18 protein-coding genes are annotated in these 15,154 nt (G+C 71.9%); 14 read left to right on the top strand and 4 right to left on the bottom strand.

The genetic code is table 11. From position 1 onward, the window contains the following. Positions 1–33: 33 nt before the first annotated feature. Together QMC84_RS09325 and QMC84_RS09320 are read left to right on the top strand one after the other, a co-directional pair. A complete protein-coding gene (locus QMC84_RS09325) occupies positions 34–606 on the top strand; it encodes a sigma-70 family RNA polymerase sigma factor (protein WP_300374149.1) in 573 nt (190 codons plus the stop codon). Next, positions 603–1,430, top strand: coding sequence for a hypothetical protein (locus QMC84_RS09320; RefSeq protein ID WP_300374147.1), 828 nt, complete (start codon positions 603–605; stop codon positions 1,428–1,430). Before QMC84_RS09325 ends, QMC84_RS09320 begins: the two co-directional genes overlap by 4 nt. Here the strand turns inward: QMC84_RS09320 and QMC84_RS09315 are convergent. Then, positions 1,397–2,551: an acyl-CoA desaturase gene (locus QMC84_RS09315; RefSeq protein ID WP_300374145.1), complete on the bottom strand. Its 1,155-nt coding sequence runs from the start codon at positions 2,549–2,551 to the stop codon at positions 1,397–1,399. The genes QMC84_RS09320 and QMC84_RS09315 overlap by 34 nt on opposite strands. 308 nt (positions 2,552–2,859) lie before the next feature. Here QMC84_RS09315 and QMC84_RS09310 point away from each other — a divergent pair, with 308 nt between their 5' ends. The 7 genes from QMC84_RS09310 to QMC84_RS09280 all read left to right on the top strand — a co-directional run bounded on the left by QMC84_RS09310 (position 2,860) and on the right by QMC84_RS09280 (position 9,040). Further along, the gene (locus QMC84_RS09310; RefSeq protein WP_300374143.1) at positions 2,860–3,585 is read left to right on the top strand and encodes an IclR family transcriptional regulator C-terminal domain-containing protein; all 726 of its coding nucleotides are present in this window, start codon (positions 2,860–2,862) and stop codon (positions 3,583–3,585) included. A gap of 71 nt (positions 3,586–3,656) precedes the next feature. Then, positions 3,657–4,691, top strand: a complete 1,035-nt coding sequence (locus QMC84_RS09305; protein WP_300374141.1) for a thiamine pyrophosphate-dependent dehydrogenase E1 component subunit alpha — start codon at positions 3,657–3,659, stop codon at positions 4,689–4,691. A 10-nt stretch (positions 4,692–4,701) separates the two neighbouring features. Continuing rightward, entirely contained in the window at positions 4,702–5,745 is a 1,044-nt protein-coding gene (locus tag QMC84_RS09300; protein WP_300374139.1) for an alpha-ketoacid dehydrogenase subunit beta, read from the top strand. Continuing rightward, a complete protein-coding gene (locus QMC84_RS09295; protein ID WP_300374137.1) occupies positions 5,742–5,978 on the top strand; it encodes a biotin/lipoyl-containing protein in 237 nt (78 codons plus the stop codon). The genes QMC84_RS09300 and QMC84_RS09295 overlap by 4 nt, the downstream gene beginning before the upstream one ends. 129 nt (positions 5,979–6,107) lie before the next feature. Beyond that, positions 6,108–7,298: a beta-propeller fold lactonase family protein gene (locus QMC84_RS09290; protein WP_300374135.1), complete on the top strand. Its 1,191-nt coding sequence runs from the start codon at positions 6,108–6,110 to the stop codon at positions 7,296–7,298. Positions 7,299–7,403: 105 nt separating this feature from the next. After that, entirely contained in the window at positions 7,404–8,198 is a 795-nt protein-coding gene (locus QMC84_RS09285; RefSeq protein ID WP_300374133.1) for a prolipoprotein diacylglyceryl transferase, read from the top strand. A 143-nt stretch (positions 8,199–8,341) separates the two neighbouring features. Then, positions 8,342–9,040 carry a M23 family metallopeptidase gene (locus tag QMC84_RS09280; protein ID WP_300374131.1) on the top strand — a complete coding sequence of 233 codons (699 nt, stop codon included), beginning with the start codon at positions 8,342–8,344 and terminating at the stop codon, positions 9,038–9,040. A gap of 44 nt (positions 9,041–9,084) precedes the next feature. Here QMC84_RS09280 and QMC84_RS09275 read toward each other — a convergent pair whose 3' ends face one another. From QMC84_RS09275 to QMC84_RS09265, 3 genes are all read right to left on the bottom strand, one after another. Further along, a complete protein-coding gene (locus QMC84_RS09275) occupies positions 9,085–9,414 on the bottom strand; it encodes a hypothetical protein (protein ID WP_300374129.1) in 330 nt (109 codons plus the stop codon). Positions 9,415–9,671: 257 nt separating this feature from the next. After that, a complete protein-coding gene (locus QMC84_RS09270) occupies positions 9,672–10,109 on the bottom strand; it encodes a hypothetical protein (RefSeq protein ID WP_300374127.1) in 438 nt (145 codons plus the stop codon). Between the two features lies 1 nt (position 10,110). Continuing rightward, on the bottom strand, positions 10,111–10,404 hold the full coding sequence (locus QMC84_RS09265) for a hypothetical protein (protein ID WP_300374125.1): 294 nt from the start codon (positions 10,402–10,404) through the stop codon (positions 10,111–10,113). 342 nt (positions 10,405–10,746) lie between these two features. Here QMC84_RS09265 and QMC84_RS09260 point away from each other — a divergent pair, with 342 nt between their 5' ends. From QMC84_RS09260 to QMC84_RS09240, 5 genes are all read left to right on the top strand, one after another. Continuing rightward, entirely contained in the window at positions 10,747–11,073 is a 327-nt protein-coding gene (locus tag QMC84_RS09260) for a glutaredoxin family protein (protein WP_300374124.1), read from the top strand. After that, a complete protein-coding gene (locus QMC84_RS09255) occupies positions 11,066–12,016 on the top strand; it encodes a cytochrome c biogenesis CcdA family protein (protein WP_300374122.1) in 951 nt (316 codons plus the stop codon). Before QMC84_RS09260 ends, QMC84_RS09255 begins: the two co-directional genes overlap by 8 nt. 12 nt (positions 12,017–12,028) lie before the next feature. Beyond that, on the top strand, positions 12,029–12,652 hold the full coding sequence (locus QMC84_RS09250; protein WP_300374120.1) for a redoxin domain-containing protein: 624 nt from the start codon (positions 12,029–12,031) through the stop codon (positions 12,650–12,652). A gap of 80 nt (positions 12,653–12,732) precedes the next feature. Next, the gene (locus QMC84_RS09245; RefSeq protein ID WP_300374118.1) at positions 12,733–14,505 is read left to right on the top strand and encodes an N-acetylmuramoyl-L-alanine amidase; all 1,773 of its coding nucleotides are present in this window, start codon (positions 12,733–12,735) and stop codon (positions 14,503–14,505) included. A 39-nt stretch (positions 14,506–14,544) separates the two neighbouring features. Further along, positions 14,545–15,135: a class I SAM-dependent methyltransferase gene (locus QMC84_RS09240; RefSeq protein ID WP_300374116.1), complete on the top strand. Its 591-nt coding sequence runs from the start codon at positions 14,545–14,547 to the stop codon at positions 15,133–15,135. Positions 15,136–15,154: the final 19 nt, after the last annotated feature.

Below are 15,154 nucleotides of genomic sequence, written 5' to 3'. Positions count from 1 at the left end.
CGGCCGGCGCCAGGGCCCTGACAATGAGAGCCCGTGGACTTCCAGGACCTGCTGCGTGACGCGCGGCTCGGCGAGGGCACTGCCTTCGCCGAGCTGTGGTCGCGGCACGCCACTCGGGTGGCGGGGTTCGTGCGGGTCCGCGGGGCCACCGACGTGGAGGAGATCACGAGCGACGTGTTCGTGGCGGCATTCGAGGGGATCGGTCGCTTCGAGGGCGACGAGGCGGGGTTCGTGGCGCTCCTGCTCACCATCGCCCGGCGCCGCGTGGTCGACGAGCAGCGTCGTCGGAGCCGGCGGGTCCCGGTCGCTCCCTGGGAGGCCGAGGACGACGTCCGCACCGTGCGGAGCGTCGAGGACGACGTGCTCGACCGGGCCACGGCCGACGACCTCGCCGACCACCTCGGTCGGCTCACACCCGAGCAGCGCGAGGTCGTCACGCTCCGCCTGCTCACCGACCTCTCCCTCGAGCAGACGGCCCAGGTGATGGGCAAGCGGGTCGGCACGGTGAAGTCCCTGCAGCGCCGGGCCCTCGACGCCCTGCGCCGCTCGCTGGCCGGCGAGCCCGACAACCGACACAGCTCCTCCCACAGCGAGGCGACCTCATGACCACGCTCCTGACCCACGACCAGGCGGAGGCCCTCATCGAGCGCGCCCGCGGCGGTGACGCACCGCTGGCGTCCGGCCTCGGTCAGCTGGCAACCGCGCTCGCCGGGCACCGCGCCGCGCTCGCAGCCACGCCCGCTCCCCCACCGCGGCCCACGCTCCAGGCCTGGCTGACTCCGGGCCCCCACGCTCCGGTCCGAGTCGTCGGGCCGCCGTGGTGGCGCCGGGCGCTGCACATGGTGGCCGGGCTCGGCCTCGGCGTCCAGGTCGCGATCGGTGCCGGCGCCGCGGTAGCGGCCGGCCTCGGCATCGGCATCGCCCACCACCAGAACCTGCTACCGGGCGGCGGGTCGGAGCAGCAGCCGACCGCGCCGCTCGACCGGTCCCCGGCCTCCGGCGCGCCCTCCGACGAGTCGGACGCCACGGCGGACCCCACAGCCGCTCCCGCGGGCACTCCCACCCCCGTAGTGCCCGCGGGAGCACCCTCCGGCGCATCCGCCGGTACGCCCGGCCAGCCGGGCACCGGCACCTCCGCCGGGGGCACCGACGACCAGGGCGCCGAGGACCAGGGCGACGACTCGGGCCAGGACGACTCCGGCCAGGAGGACCCCGGCCAGGACGAGCCGGGTACGGACCCCGGCGACGACCCGAGCGACCACGCCGGCGGGCCGGACGACTCTCCCGAGCCCAGCGAGCCGGCCCAGGAGGCCTCCGACGAGCCGTCGCAGGAACCCTCGGAGACGGACGGCCCCGGTGGCCCGGACGAGCCGGACGAGCCCGACGCCAGCCCGGATCAGGCGGGACGGGCCGCGAGCCGCCTGAGCTGAGGCACCAGGTTGCGCCGGTTGGTCTCGGCCAACCAGCCGTTCGGCAGCGAGAGCCGGATCACCTTGTGCCACGCGCTGGCGACCTGCTTGACCATCGGCCGGGCGTTGTAGGCGAGGTCGAACCGTGCGAACACCTCCCGCACCCGGGGCGCGATCTCGGCGTACCGGTTGCTCGGCAGGTCCGGGAAGATGTGGTGCTCGATCTGGTGGGACAGGTTGCCGGTCATCAGGTGCAGCGCCCGCGAGCCCGAGATGTTGGCCGAGCCGAGCATCTGGCGCACGTACCACTGCCCGCGCGTCTCGGACTCGTCGAGCTCGGCCTGCTCGAAGGTCTGCACGCCCTCGGGGAAGTGCCCGCACATGATCACCGAGTGGCTCCACAGGTTGCGCACCAGGTTCGCGGTCGCGTTGGCCGCGAGCGTCGAGCGCCAGCCGCGACCCGACAGCGCCGGGTAGAGCACGAAGTCCTTGGTCAGCTGGCGGCCCGCCTTGGCGAGGGTCACCTTGACCTCCGCCTTCTTCTCGGGCGTCATCTGCCGCTTGTCTCGGATGTGGTCGCCGAGGTCGAGGTCGAACATCGCGATGCCGTACTCGAAGATGCAGGCGGTCACGAAGTTCCAGGCGGGCTGGACCAGGTAGCGCGGCTGCCACTCCTGGGCCTCGTCGACCCGCATGATCCCGTAGCCGAGGTCGTTGTCCTTGCCGAGGATGTTCGTGTACGTGTGGTGGGTCTCGTTGTGGGCCCGCTTCCACTGGGCCGCCGGGGTGACGTGATCCCACTCCCAGGTGCTGGAGTGGATCTTCGGGTCCCGCATCCAGTCCCACTGGCCGTGCAGGACGTTGTGACCGATCTCCATGTTGTCGAGGATCTTGGCGAGCGTGAGCGCCGTGGTGCCGAGCACCCACGCGGTGGGGCGGCGGCTGCGCAGCAGCGTCGCCCGGCCGCCCAGCTCGAGCATCCGCTGCACCTGCACGACCCGGCGGATGTACGCCGCGTCCCGCTCGCCGCGACTGTCGAGCACGTCCTGCCGGATCGCGTCGAGCTCCTTGCCGAGCAGCTCGATCTCGTCGGAGGTGAGCCCCCCGGGCGCGGTCCGAGCTCGTACCTGCGTCGTGGTCATACCCACACTGTGCCCCACGGGCGGGTCCGACACGCCCGAGGTCGCCCATCTTCGAGGCGCAGCCGCCGTTCGTCACGACGTACGGCGTGCACGCGCCCGGCCCCCGGCCGACGGCTTCGGCGACACGATGCGGGTCGGTCGGCCGACCGGCGCGAGTCCGTGCCGAGCGTGCTCTGACGCACGCCCGACGACCGTCGGCTCCACACCCCTCCCGCGAAGGCCGTCCGCGATGTTCAATGGTCGGATCGCGACGGTCGATCCGACAGCAGGGAGGCGCCGTGTCCACACCAGGCACCTTGATCCAGTCCGTGAGCCGGGCACTCCACCTGCTCGACGCCGTCGGCGCGTCCGCTCGACCGGTGACCGCGAAGTCCCTGGCCAGGCAGACCCGGATGCCGCTGCCCACGACCTACCACCTCCTGCGAACCCTGGTCCACGAGGGATACCTCGCCCGAGGCCCGGAGGGCTATGTGCTCGGCGACCGCGCGATGACCCTCGCCGGTTCGCCCGCGCTGCGCCCCACGCACAGCCACCAGGTCCTCGAGCACCTGCGCGACGAGCTGAACGCGCCCGCCTACCTCTCGGTCCTCGACGACGGGGAGATCCGCCTCGCGGACGTCGCCGACAGCCGAGCGGCACCGCGGGTCGACCTCTGGGTCGGCTTCCACGACGCCGCCCACGCCACGGCCCTGGGCAAGGCCGTGCTCTCGACGTTGCCCGAGCCCGCCCGGCGCGAGTACGTCCAGGCCCACGAGCTGGCCGACCTCACCCAGCACACGGTCACCAGCACCCGGGCGCTGCTGCGCGAGCTGAGCGAGTCCTCGGAGTTCGCCGTCGACCGCGAGGAGTACGCCGTGGGCACCGCGTGCCTGGCCGTCCCGGTGCCCTCGACCGCCTTCGCGGCGGCCGTCGCGGTCTCGGTCCCGACCCGAGCGCTGCCGCGAGCCATCGCCAGTCGCGACGCGATCCGCCGGGCCGCCCGGCTGATCGCCTACGCCGGACCGCAGACGGCGGAGGCCTCTATCACCATCTGAAACTTCGGCCCTGGCTGGCCCCCGGCCCCGGGTCTACGTTCCGAAGCAGGTACCCATCTGCGGAGGACACCATGACTACTCAGGCAGCGGCACAGCCCACGACTCCCCAGCAGGCCGGCGGTGGCCCGGACCTCGACCCCGCCGTGCGGCTCGGCCTCTACGAGACGATGGTGCTCTCGCGCACCTACGAGGAGGCGATCCTGCGTGAGTACCACGCGGACAAGGGGCCGGGCTTCGACATCGGCAAGGGCCTGATCCCCGGCGAGATGCACCTCTCCGCCGGCCAGGAGCCGGTCGCCGCCGGCGTGTGTGCGCACCTGACCACCGGCGACGCGGTCACCGCCACCCACCGGCCGCACCACTTCGCGGTCGCGCACGGCGTCGACCTGCGGCGGATGACCGCGGAGATCTTCGGGCGCGAGGGCGGCCTGGGCCGCGGCCGGGGCGGCCACATGCACCTCTTCGACCCGGACACGCACTTCTCCTGCTCCGGCATCATCGCCGAGGGCTACCCGCCCGCGCTCGGCCAGGCGTTCGCGTTCCACCGCCAGGGCACCGACCGGATCGCGGTCGCCGTCACCGGCGAGGGCGCGGCCAACCAGGGCGCGTTCCACGAGTCGCTGAACCTCGCGGCCCGCTGGTCGTTGCCGGTGGTCTTCGTCGTGGAGGACAACGACTGGGGGATCTCGGTGCCACGAACCGCGTCCACCTCGGTCGCGTCCAACGCCGACCGGGCGGTGGCATACGGCATCCCTGGCGAGCGGATCGAGGGAAACGACGTCGAGGGGGTCTACGGCGCCGCGAGGCGGGCCGTCGCCCGGGCCCGTGCCGGCGAGGGCCCCTCGCTCATCGAGGTCCACACGCTGCGGCTGTGGGGCCACTTCGAGGGCGACGCCCAGGGCTACCGGCTCGACCTGGAGGACGCGCCGAGCCACGACCCGATCCCCCGCTACGAGGCCGCGCTGCGCGAGGCCGGCGTACTCGACGACGAAACGGTGACGCGGATCAGGAGCGCCGCCGGCGAGCGCACCGAGGACGCGATCGCGTTCGCCAAGAACAGTCCCGTGCCGGACCCCGCGTCGGCCACGTCCTACGTGTTCGCCTGAGGAGACGACGATGACCATCACCGAGACCCCGACCACCCCTACCCCGCACTCGCGGAGGCTGACCACGTCCAAGGCCATCGTCGAGGCCATCGCGTTCGAGATGGACCGTGACCCGTCGGTGTTCTACCTCGGCGAGGACGTCGGGTCCTACGGCGGCATCTTCGGCTCCACCGGAGGGCTGCTGGACCGGTTCGGCAAGGATCGGGTGATCGATACGCCGATCTCCGAGACCGCCTTCATCGGCCTCGGCATCGGCGCGGCGGTGGAGGGCATGCGGCCGATCGTGGAGCTGATGTTCGCCGACTTCATGGGTGTCTGCCTCGACCAGATCTACAACCACATGGCGAAGATCCACTTCGAGTCCGGCGGCAACGTCAAGGTGCCGATGGTGCTGACGATGGGCGCCGGCGGCGGCTACTCCGACGGCGCCCAGCACTCCCAGTGCCTGTGGGGCACCTTCGCCCACCTCCCCGGGATGAAGGTCGTCGTCCCCAGCAGTCCGGCCGACGCCAAGGGGCTGATGACCGCGGCGATCCGCGACGACAGCCCGGTCGTCTACATGTTCCACAAGGGCGTGATGGGGCTGCCGTGGATGGCGAAGAACCCGCGGTCGAACGACGACGTCCCCGAGGGCGACTACGAGACGCCGATCGGCAAGGCGAACGTCGTCCGGTCGGGCAACGACGTCACGGTGGTGACGATCTCCCTGTCCGTCCACCACGCCCTCGACGTGGCGGAGCGGCTCGCGGGCGACGGCATCGACGTCGAGGTCCTCGACCTGCGCAGTCTGGTGCCACTGGACCGCGAGGCGATCCTCGCCTCGGTCGCCAAGACCGGTCGCCTGGTCGTCGTCGACGAGGACTACCTGTCCTTCGGCATGTCCGGCGAGGTGGTCGCCACGATCGCCGAGCACGACCCGACGCTGCTGAAGCGACCGGCCGAGCGGGTCGCGGTGCCCGACGTGCCGATCCCGTACGCCCACGCGCTGGAGTACGCCGTGCTGCCGAGGCACGACCGGATCGAGGCCGCCGTACGGCGGGCGGTGGCCGGGTGACCGACGTCCTGTTCCCGCCTCTGTCGAAGGAGACGCCGGACGCGGAGGGCGTGGTGTCGACCTGGTTCGTGCGCGACGGCGAGACGGTGGCAGTGGACCAGCTGATCGCCGAGGTGCAGGTGGACAAGGTCGCGGCTGAGGTGCCGGCGCCGGCGGCCGGCGTGGTGCACCTGCTGTTCGAGGAGGAGGCGACGGTCGCGCAGGGCACGCCGATCGCCCGGATCGACGAGTGACTCACCACTGGCTCGGGCGAACTTCATCGAACCTTCATCCGATGCCCACGGTTCGCACCGGGTCCACCTCCCACGCTGGCGGCGCGGTTCGTCCGACCGCGCTGTGCACCGACCAGCCGGGAGGCCACCATGACCCACGCCAGCGACGACCGAGGCGGACCGCCTGAGCCGACCGGGCTGGCCGACGGGCCGGGACCCGACCGTCGCGGTCGACGGGTCTGGCTCGGCGCGGCGGGGCTCGCCGTCCTGACCGCCGTCGCGTTCGTCGCCGCCACGCTGATGGACGACGACGGGGCGGGGCAGCCACCCGGCGCCGTGGCCGGCGGCCTCACGACGGGCACGATCTGGGTCGCGAACGAGGAGGGTGACAGCCTCACGGCCATCGACGCGGCCACGAACCAGGTCGTGACGACGGTCTCCGGCATCGCCGGACCTCACAACGTGCAGGTCGCGCCGGACGGCAACAGCATCTGGGCGGTCAGTGGGCACGACGCGCTCGCCGTGATGCTGGACGCGGCGACGCTCGTCCTGCACGGGAGCGTGGGCACAGGAGCGATGCCGGCCCACGTCGTGTTGACGCCGGACGGTTCCACCGCCTACACGAGCAACGGCGAGGACGGCACCGTCACCGCGATCGACACGGCCACGATGCGGCCGACGGCCACGATCCCGGTCGGGGTCGGCCCGCACGGCCTCCGCCCGAGCCCGGACGGCAGCCGGATCGTGGTGGCGAACGTCGGCGGGAGCACGCTGAGCGTGATCGACACCGCGACGAACGAGCAGGTGACGCAGATCGAGGTCGGCGCCGCACCGGCCCAGGTGGCGTTCTCGCCCGACGGGACCTTCGTCTACGCCTCGCTCAACGCCGATGACGCCGTCGTGAAGGTGGACCTGGCTGCGGGCCGTGCGATCGCCAAGACCCCTGTCGGGACCGGCCCCATCCAGACCTACGTGACCCCCGACGGAGAGCTTCTGCTGGTCGCCAACCAGGGCACGGTCGAGGACCCGGGCACGACGGTGTCGGTCGTGGACACGGCCACGTTCCAGGTGGTGCGCACGATCGAGACCGGCGAGGGCGCGCACGGCATCGTCATCGATCCCACCGGTCGTCAGGCCTACGTCACGAACATCTACGCGAACGACGTCGCCGTCATCGACCTGCAGCAGCTGCGCGTTGTCGCCCGGGTACCGGTCGGCGAGGCACCCAACGGGATCAGCTTCTCACCGGTCGTCGTCGACGAGCAGCCGACCGTCGAGCTGCAGCTGCCGGAGACCGGCATGGAGTCGCCTGGCGAGGGTCATGACGACGCGGGCCACTGAGACGGCCCACCGACGCGGCAACACGGATTCTCCATGCGAAGGTGATCGGAACTTCATCCCGCGCCGGGATGGTCAGGACATGCGACCTGACCAGGTAGGCCGATCGTGAGGCCGGTCCTGTTCGACCTCTTCGGACTCTCGGTGAACAGCTATGGCGTCAGCAAGGCAGCCGCAGCCCTCGTCGCCGGCTTCCTCCTGGTCCGGGAGTTCCGCCGGATGGGGTGGGACGAGGATCGCGCCTGGACACTCACGATGGCGACCACCCTCTTCGGGTTCGTCGGCGCCAAGGCGTACTTCCTCGCGGAGCACCCCGGCAACATCAGCCTGCACCACTTCGGGGCCTCCGGCTTCACCTGGTACGGCGGGTTCATCGCCGGCACCTCGACCGTGCTCGTCCTCGCCCGGCGTTGGCGCCTCCCACTGGTCCCCCTGGCCGGGGTGCTCGCGAGCCCACTCGCAGCCGCGTACGCGATCGGCCGCGTGGGCTGCTTCCTCGCCGGCGACGGCACCTACGGCCGTCCCAGTGACCTCCCGTGGGCGATGGCCTTCCCGAACGGGGCGGTACCGACGTCGGTCCCCGTCCATCCCACCGCTCTGTACGAGACCGTCGCCGCGCTCGCGCTCGCAGTGGCGCTGTGGCAGCTCCGCACCAGGGTCCGGCCGGTCACGCTCATCGCCGTCTACCTGCTTGTCAGCGGGGGCACGCGACTGCTGATCGAGGAGCTCCGCATCAACTCCGAGACCTGGCTCGGCCTGACGCAACCCCAGCTGTGGTCCGTCCTGCTCACCATCGCCGGTGTGGGCCTGCTTCTGCACGGGGTCCACCATCGCGGCCGGACCGCGATGGAGGACGCCTCGGCCCCGACGCCCCAGGAGACGGGCAGCGGCCAGCGCGCCTGACGGCGCGCGGCGCCTCTCGCGAGCTGCTTCGGAAGGAGCCCATGAGCAAGCATCGAGCCGGTCGTCACGCCCGCGGCGGCGCCCATCGTGCGCCACACCACCGCGAACGCCGCTCGGCGGAACAAGGCACGCGGAGAGCCCCGATGAGCGCGACGTTGGGTGCGCTCGCTACCGGAGCCGCCGTCGTGGGCGCCACCCTGGGCGGGGTGTCATCACCCAGCCAGGACCTGACGTCCCAGGGTGTCGACGCCATCGTCGGCCCAGCACCGCTGACGGCAGGAGGCCAGCGGCGGCGGGTGGTCTCGCGGAGCACCGATCGCCTGGCAGCGGAGAGCGTCGTCGGCACGGAGGACGGGCGGCTGCAGGCCGCGGCCCGGGCCCGGGAGTCCGCGCTGTCGCGCATCGAGGAGCTTGTCGACAGACGAGCGGCCTACCTGCGTCGACACCACTGGGTGCTGCCGTTCACCGGCTACCGCATCACGGCCACCTTCGGCGACACCAGCTCGCTGTGGTCCACCGTGCACACCGGCGTCGACCTCGCCGCGCCCACCGGGACGGTGACGGGTGCCGTCGGCGCCGGAGTCATCACCTACGTCGGGTACGACGGCGCGTACGGCAACAAGGTGGTCGTCACGCACGCCGACGGCACGGAGACGTGGTACGGCCACCTCGACACCATCGCGGTCGGACCTGGCCAGGAGGTGGTGGCCGGGCAGCAGATCGGGACGGTCGGCGCGACCGGCAACGTCACCGGTCCGCACCTGCACCTCGAGGTCCGTCCGTACGGGCAGGACCCGGTCGACCCGGTCCCGGTGCTCAGGGAACGGGGGGTCCAGCTCTGAGGGCCCCACGCGACCCACGTCTCATGTCCCCGCGGATCGACTCCCTAGTGGTTCCCGTGCCCTCCGCCCGGCATGGCGCGCATCATCAGCGCCATCATGACCGTGCAGAGGATCGCCGGGACCAGGATCCCCGGGCTGGCGGCGCCGGACACCATCAGACCGACCGCGATCAGCAGCATCGGGATGCAGCAGATCAGCATCATCCAGCCATGCCCGCCGTGGCCACCGCCGTGCTCGGTGTGGCCGTGCTCGGTGTGGCCACCGTGGTCGGCGCCCGTGACGTGGTCGTCGTGGCTGAGCACGCCGCCCTCGGTGGATGGGTTGCGCTCGTCTGCGCCGCCGTACGGCGCGACGCCGCCGGCCCGCCCGGTCATCGGGTGCTCGCCTTGAGCGGGAAGGGCACGTGGTGGAGCCGGGCGTAGAGCGGGCCGACCGCGCCGATCACGATTCCCACCAGCCGTTGCGGTGGGGTGGGGTCCACGGGCCAACGAGGTGACATGACAGCCTCCGAACTTCTCTCGACCCGCGATCGGGGTCCTGGCTCCAGCCTCGCCGCCGCCCTTGAAGATCAGTGCAGCGTTGTCGTGAAGGTTCGTTGAAGGTCGACGCGCTCGACGTCGGATGCGCCGGCTCAGCCGCCGTGGTGCTGCGAGTGCTGGTCCGGGGACGAGGGTCGCGCGGGCCCGGAGTCGTCGACCGAGCCCGTGATCGCCGGTCCGACGACGAAGGCGGAGAGCGAGAAGACGGTCACGAACACCGCAACGGCGATGGCGGGCGCCTTCCAGGTGCGGTGCCGGCGGTGCAGACGGAGCAGGAACGGGATGGAGAGCACCAGACCCGCGAGGCCGAACAGGATGTTTCCGGTCGCCCCGGTGACGAGGAAGGCACCAGCGAACAGCCCGACATGGTGCAGGACGTGTGGCGCCAAGCCGAGGAGACCGGTCGCCGCGGTGCCCGCGGCGTTCCAGGCGCTGGCCGACCCGCGCCGGTCCTCCGCTGCCGAGGGGGGCGCCGGCGTGACCCCTCCGGGCAGCTCGCCGACCACGCGGGCCGGCCCCGGGCCGGACACGTCAGGCGCCATCGACGTGGGTGGGGTGGCGACGACGCGGGCGCTCGGTCGTGCTGTGCAGCACGTCCGTCCGCACCCGGTACTCGGCAGCGTCGATCTCGCCACGTGCGTAACGCTCGGCCAGGATCCGGGCCGGCTCCTGCCCCGAGTGCGCGGCATCCCCACCCCGTCGATCAGCCGGTCGGAACACCATCACGATCGCCACGATCACGGCGCCCCAGACGATCGCCATCATCACGGCCATGCCCAGCCACGTGCTCCAGCCCCAGCCCGCGTCGGGGCTCCAACCCATCATCGGATCTCAACCTCCTTCGGCGGACCGACCGGCCGCTGTCGATCCACCCTCGATGGCGCACCCCGGTGACGCCGTGCCGTTCCGGTGAAGGTTCGGTCAAGATGTCGGCGCCGGTCGCGATCTCGTTGAAGGACGCGCCCCTGCCCGCGGCGTCGGCGACCGCATGGGGACGGGCGAGGACTGGCGCATCCGCCGTGTCGCTGCACCGGGCCATAGGACCCTGCGGTCCGGGACCTTCCTCGGTCGGCTTCAGCGAATCTTCATCCGAGCAGGCACGAATCTCCACCTGCGGCCCGGAGGCTGGGAGCACCTACGACACCGCGACTGACAGAAGGGCCGGCCATGCCGCTGATCCCGCCCGTCCACCGCTCGGCAGCGCCGCTCGCCCCGGCGTTCCCGCCTCCTGGCGCGATCCGAGTGACCGTCGTCGAGTCGGAGGCCTGCCACTTCTGCGAGGACGCGCTGAGCGTCCTGGACGCGTTCGCCCAGGACCACGAGCTCACCGTCGAGGTGGTCGACATCCGCTCTGAGGAGGGCCAGGCCCTGGTGCAGCGACACCGACCGTCGCTCACACCGCTCGTCCTCGTCGAGAGCGTGTTCTTCTCCCAGGGTCGCCTGCCGCGTCGGAAGCTCGCGAGGCTCCTGGCCGAGCGAGGCCACCATGGGTGACCTGCTCACCACCGGTTCGATCCTCGCGGCGTTCTTCGCCGGCGGCGTGGCGCTGTTCGCCCCGTGCTGCATCGTGTTCCTGGCTCCGTCGTACCTCGCGGTCGCCGTCAAGAACCGTCGTTGGCGCCTGCTCCCGCTCACGTTCGTCTTCGCGGCCGGTCTGGCGCTGGTCCTCGTGCCGATCACCCTCGGCATGAGCCTGGTGGCCTCGACGATCGCGAACTACCACGCGCCGCTCTACTACGCGGGCGGCGCCTTGATGCTCGGCCTCGCTGCCTTCTCGCTCTCCGGACGGATGGTCAGCATGCCGTCCTTCCTCCGCGCACCGGACACCGCCCGCGGGGACAGCGCCAGCTTCTTCGCACTCGGGGTGTTCTCGGGCGTCGCGAGCTCGTGCTGTGCGCCGGTCCTGGCGGGGGTGATGACCCTCTCGGCGCTCTCCGGGTCGGCCGCCGGTGGGATCGCGCTCGGGCTCGCCTACACCTTCGGAATGGTGTTCCCGCTGTTCGTGATGGCGCTGGCCTGGGACCGCTTCCGGCTCGGTGAGCGACGCTGGCTCCGCGCGAGGCCGGTCCGCATCCGGGTGGCCGGCCGTGTGCTGGCGACGAACACCATCAACCTCGCGGTCGCGATCGCGTTCGCGCTGATGGGCGGCTTCGTCATCTACCTCGCCAACACCGGCCAGATGACGGGCGGACCCGGCTTCCAGGTCGCGATGGGCGAGGGCCTCAAGACGATCTTCACCCGCGTCGAGCGCTGGACCGACCCGGTCCCCGAGCCGGTCCTCGGGCTGGCAGTCCTGCTCCTGGCGGCCGGGTTCATCACCGCGACCCTCGCCGACCGTCGCAGGCCTACCGCTGCCGACGACGCGGCCAGCACCGCGCACGTGCCCGGTGCAGCACCCGACAGCACCTGTCACGACCACCACGAACCAGGCAAGTGAGGGGAGCACGAGATGTCTCGCAAGGCGGCCGACCGGTCGAGGAACGAGCGCCGGGAGCGCGCCGCGAAGGTCCTCCACGACGAGGAGCGGAACCAGCACCTGCGACGCGCGGCCGTGTGGGTCGTGGCCCTGGCCGCGATCGGCGGCATCGTCAGCGCGATGATGCTGACGTCGCGTCCCCAGTCGTCCGACGCGATCAAGGGAGCGCCCGACTTCACGTTGACCGACACCGCGGGGACGACCCACAGCCTGGGCGAGCACCGCGGCGACAACCTGCTCCTGTACTTCTCCGAGGGTGCCGGCTGCCAGTCGTGCCTGGTCCAGATGGCCGAGATCGAGCGCCACGTGGACGAGCTGGCCGACCTCGACGTGACCGTGCTCCCCATCGTGATGAACACGCGCGAGCAGATCCTGCACGACATGGCCGCGAACGGGGTCAGCACGCCGTTCCTCCTCGACGACGGCACCGTCTCCGGCGAGTACGGCACGTTGGGCAAGGGCATGCACGCCGGTCTCCCCGGCCACAGCTTCGTGCTGATCGACAGTGCGGGGCGTCAGCGCTGGTACGGCGAGTACCCGTCGATGTGGCTCGACCCCGAGAAGCTCATCGACGAGGTCCGGGCACGCCTGGCCTGACTACGCGATCCGACGCCCGGACGAGCGCGCCCGGCGCGCGCTACCGACGACGGCGGTCGATCTGATGGAGGGTGGAAGCCATGAGCCCCGGTCCCGGTCCCCGGCCCACCACTCGACGACCCTTCCTCGTCGCCCTGGTCGGCGGAGCCGCGGCCGTCGCCGGGATCGGTGTCGCCGCCCGCAACGGCGTCCTGTCCGATCCGGGTGCCGGCCCCTCGCCCACCGGCGGTGTGCTCCAGCTCACCGCCGGTCGCATGGGCGTGGAGTCGCTCGCGGTGCGACTCACCGATGAGATCCTCGTCCCCGACGGTCCCGGCGCGTGGCGCAGCCCCGCGCTGAGGACGAGCACCCACACCATGGTCGGCTTCACCTGGCGCAGCGGCGAGGCCGAGCCACGCATCGACATCAGCTCGCGCACCGCGGGCGTCTGGCAGCGGTGGTCACACATGCCTCATGTCCACCACTCGCCGGACTCGGACTCGTCGGAGGCGACCGACGTCGTCGGCACCGAGCTCGCCTGGATCGGCCCGGCCGACGGCATCAGGATCCGCGTCCGGGGCAGCCGGCCGGCCGAGCTCACGATGGCGCTGCTGCATCCCACGGCCCTGCCGAGCGATCGGTCGGGCGATCTCGTCCAGGCCGGCCGGCGGAGAGCAGGAGGCGCCGACACCGGAGTCGCAAGCCCCGCCGGGGTGGTGCCCCCGCCCGACCTCCTGGGCCGGGCACAGTGGGGTGCCGACGAGAGCTGGCGCAACGGGCGCCCGTCGTACGTCGACACGATCGAGCAGGTCCACGTCCACCACACCGCGAACAGCAACACCTACGAGCGCGAGGACGTGCCGGCCCTGATCCGCGGCATGTACGCCTACCACACCCAGAGCCTGGGCTGGTCGGACATCGCCTACAACTTCCTCGTGGACCGCTTCGGGCGGGCCTGGGTCGGTCGGGCGGGCGGCGCTGCCGAGCCGGTGCGCGGCGCGCACACCCTCGGCTTCAACGCCACCTCGGCGGGTGTCGCCGCCATCGGGAACTTCGACCAGGTCGCGCCCAGCCGGGCGGTGATCGGCACGTTAGCCCGGATCGCCGCCTGGAAGCTCCATCCCTACTCCCGGGATCCCGAGGGAAGCATCGTCGTCACCTCCGAGGGCAGCGACAAGTTCCGATCCGGAAGGCGGGTGACCCTGCCCGTCATCGACGGACACCGGGACACCAACGACACCGCCTGCCCGGGCCAGCACCTCTACGACGAGCTTCCCGAGATCCGGCGGCGCACGCGTGCCCGCATCGACCGCTTCGCTCGTCAGGCGACGGTCGAGATCACCGAGCCGTTCGCCGCCGACGGGACGACGATCGATGGTGAGCTGCTTGTCGTGAACCCCGGAGCGTGGGTCCCGCCAGCCGCTGCGGCGACCTACACCTGGATGCGTGACGGCGTGCCGATCGGCTCCGGGGCCGCCGCGGATCTCCGCTTGGCCACCACGGACGTGGGATCACAGATGAGCGTGCGGATCGACCTCGCGGCCGACGGCTACGAGTCCGCGAGCCAGGTGGTGAGCTTCCCCGAGCCGGTGCAGTCGCGCACCCGGCTCGACGTCGAGGCCGTCGGACGGCGCAACCGGGCCGTCGTCAGGGTGACGGTCGACGCGCCGGGACTCGACGTGCCGTTCGACGACTCGGTGACGATCACGATGGCCGGGCTCAGCCGCACCGTCGCGGTCGCCGGCGGCCGGGTCCGGACGGTCTTCCGCGACCTGGCGCCCGGTCGCTACGAGGCTCAGGTCGACTTCGCCGGCAACGCCAGCGCTGCGGCCGCCGGCGCGACGGACACCGCGACCGTCAAGCCGTCAGGGTGACCGGCCGCGGTCCGGCAGATCCAGGTCAGGAGGTCCGCGATGCCAGCCATGTCGGCCGTGGAGGCGGCGTTCTGCCGCAGTGCGCCCTGGCGCGCGGTCGCGCGACGGACGATCCTGCCCTGGGCACTCCAGGGAGTGGAGCCGTACGGCGAGGTGCTCGAGCTCGGTAGCGGCAGCGGGGCCATGGCCGAGGGTGTCGCCCGGTCCTTCCCGTCGGCGCGGCTGACGGTGACCGACGTCGACCTCGCCATGGTCTCGGCGGCAGCCCGGCTCCTGGCCGGCCTCGAGAACGTCAGGGTCGACCGGGCCGATGCCACGGCGCTGCCCTATCCGGACGGCTCCTTCGACCTCGTCACGAGCTACCTGATGATGCACCACGTGGTCGACTGGAGGCGTGGCCTGGAGGAGGTCGCCCGGGTGCTCCGACCGGGCGGCACGTTCGTGGGATACGACCTCACGGACACCTTGATCGCGAGGGCGGTCCACGTCGTCGACCGCTCGCCGCATCTCCTCCTCCGCCCTGACGACCTGCGCCGGCAGCTGCGCGCGGCCGGGTTCGTCGGCGTCACCGTGCGCGTGGGGTTCGCCCGGACCGTCGCGAGGTTCCTGGCGCACCGCTCCGCGCCCTGAGCCGTCGAGGCCGACCGGG

Source organism: Nocardioides sp., from assembly GCF_030019515.1.
In the GTDB taxonomy this organism is placed as follows: Bacteria; Actinomycetota; Actinomycetes; order Propionibacteriales; family Nocardioidaceae; genus Nocardioides.
This window is presented reverse-complemented; position numbering and strand designations above follow the sequence as displayed.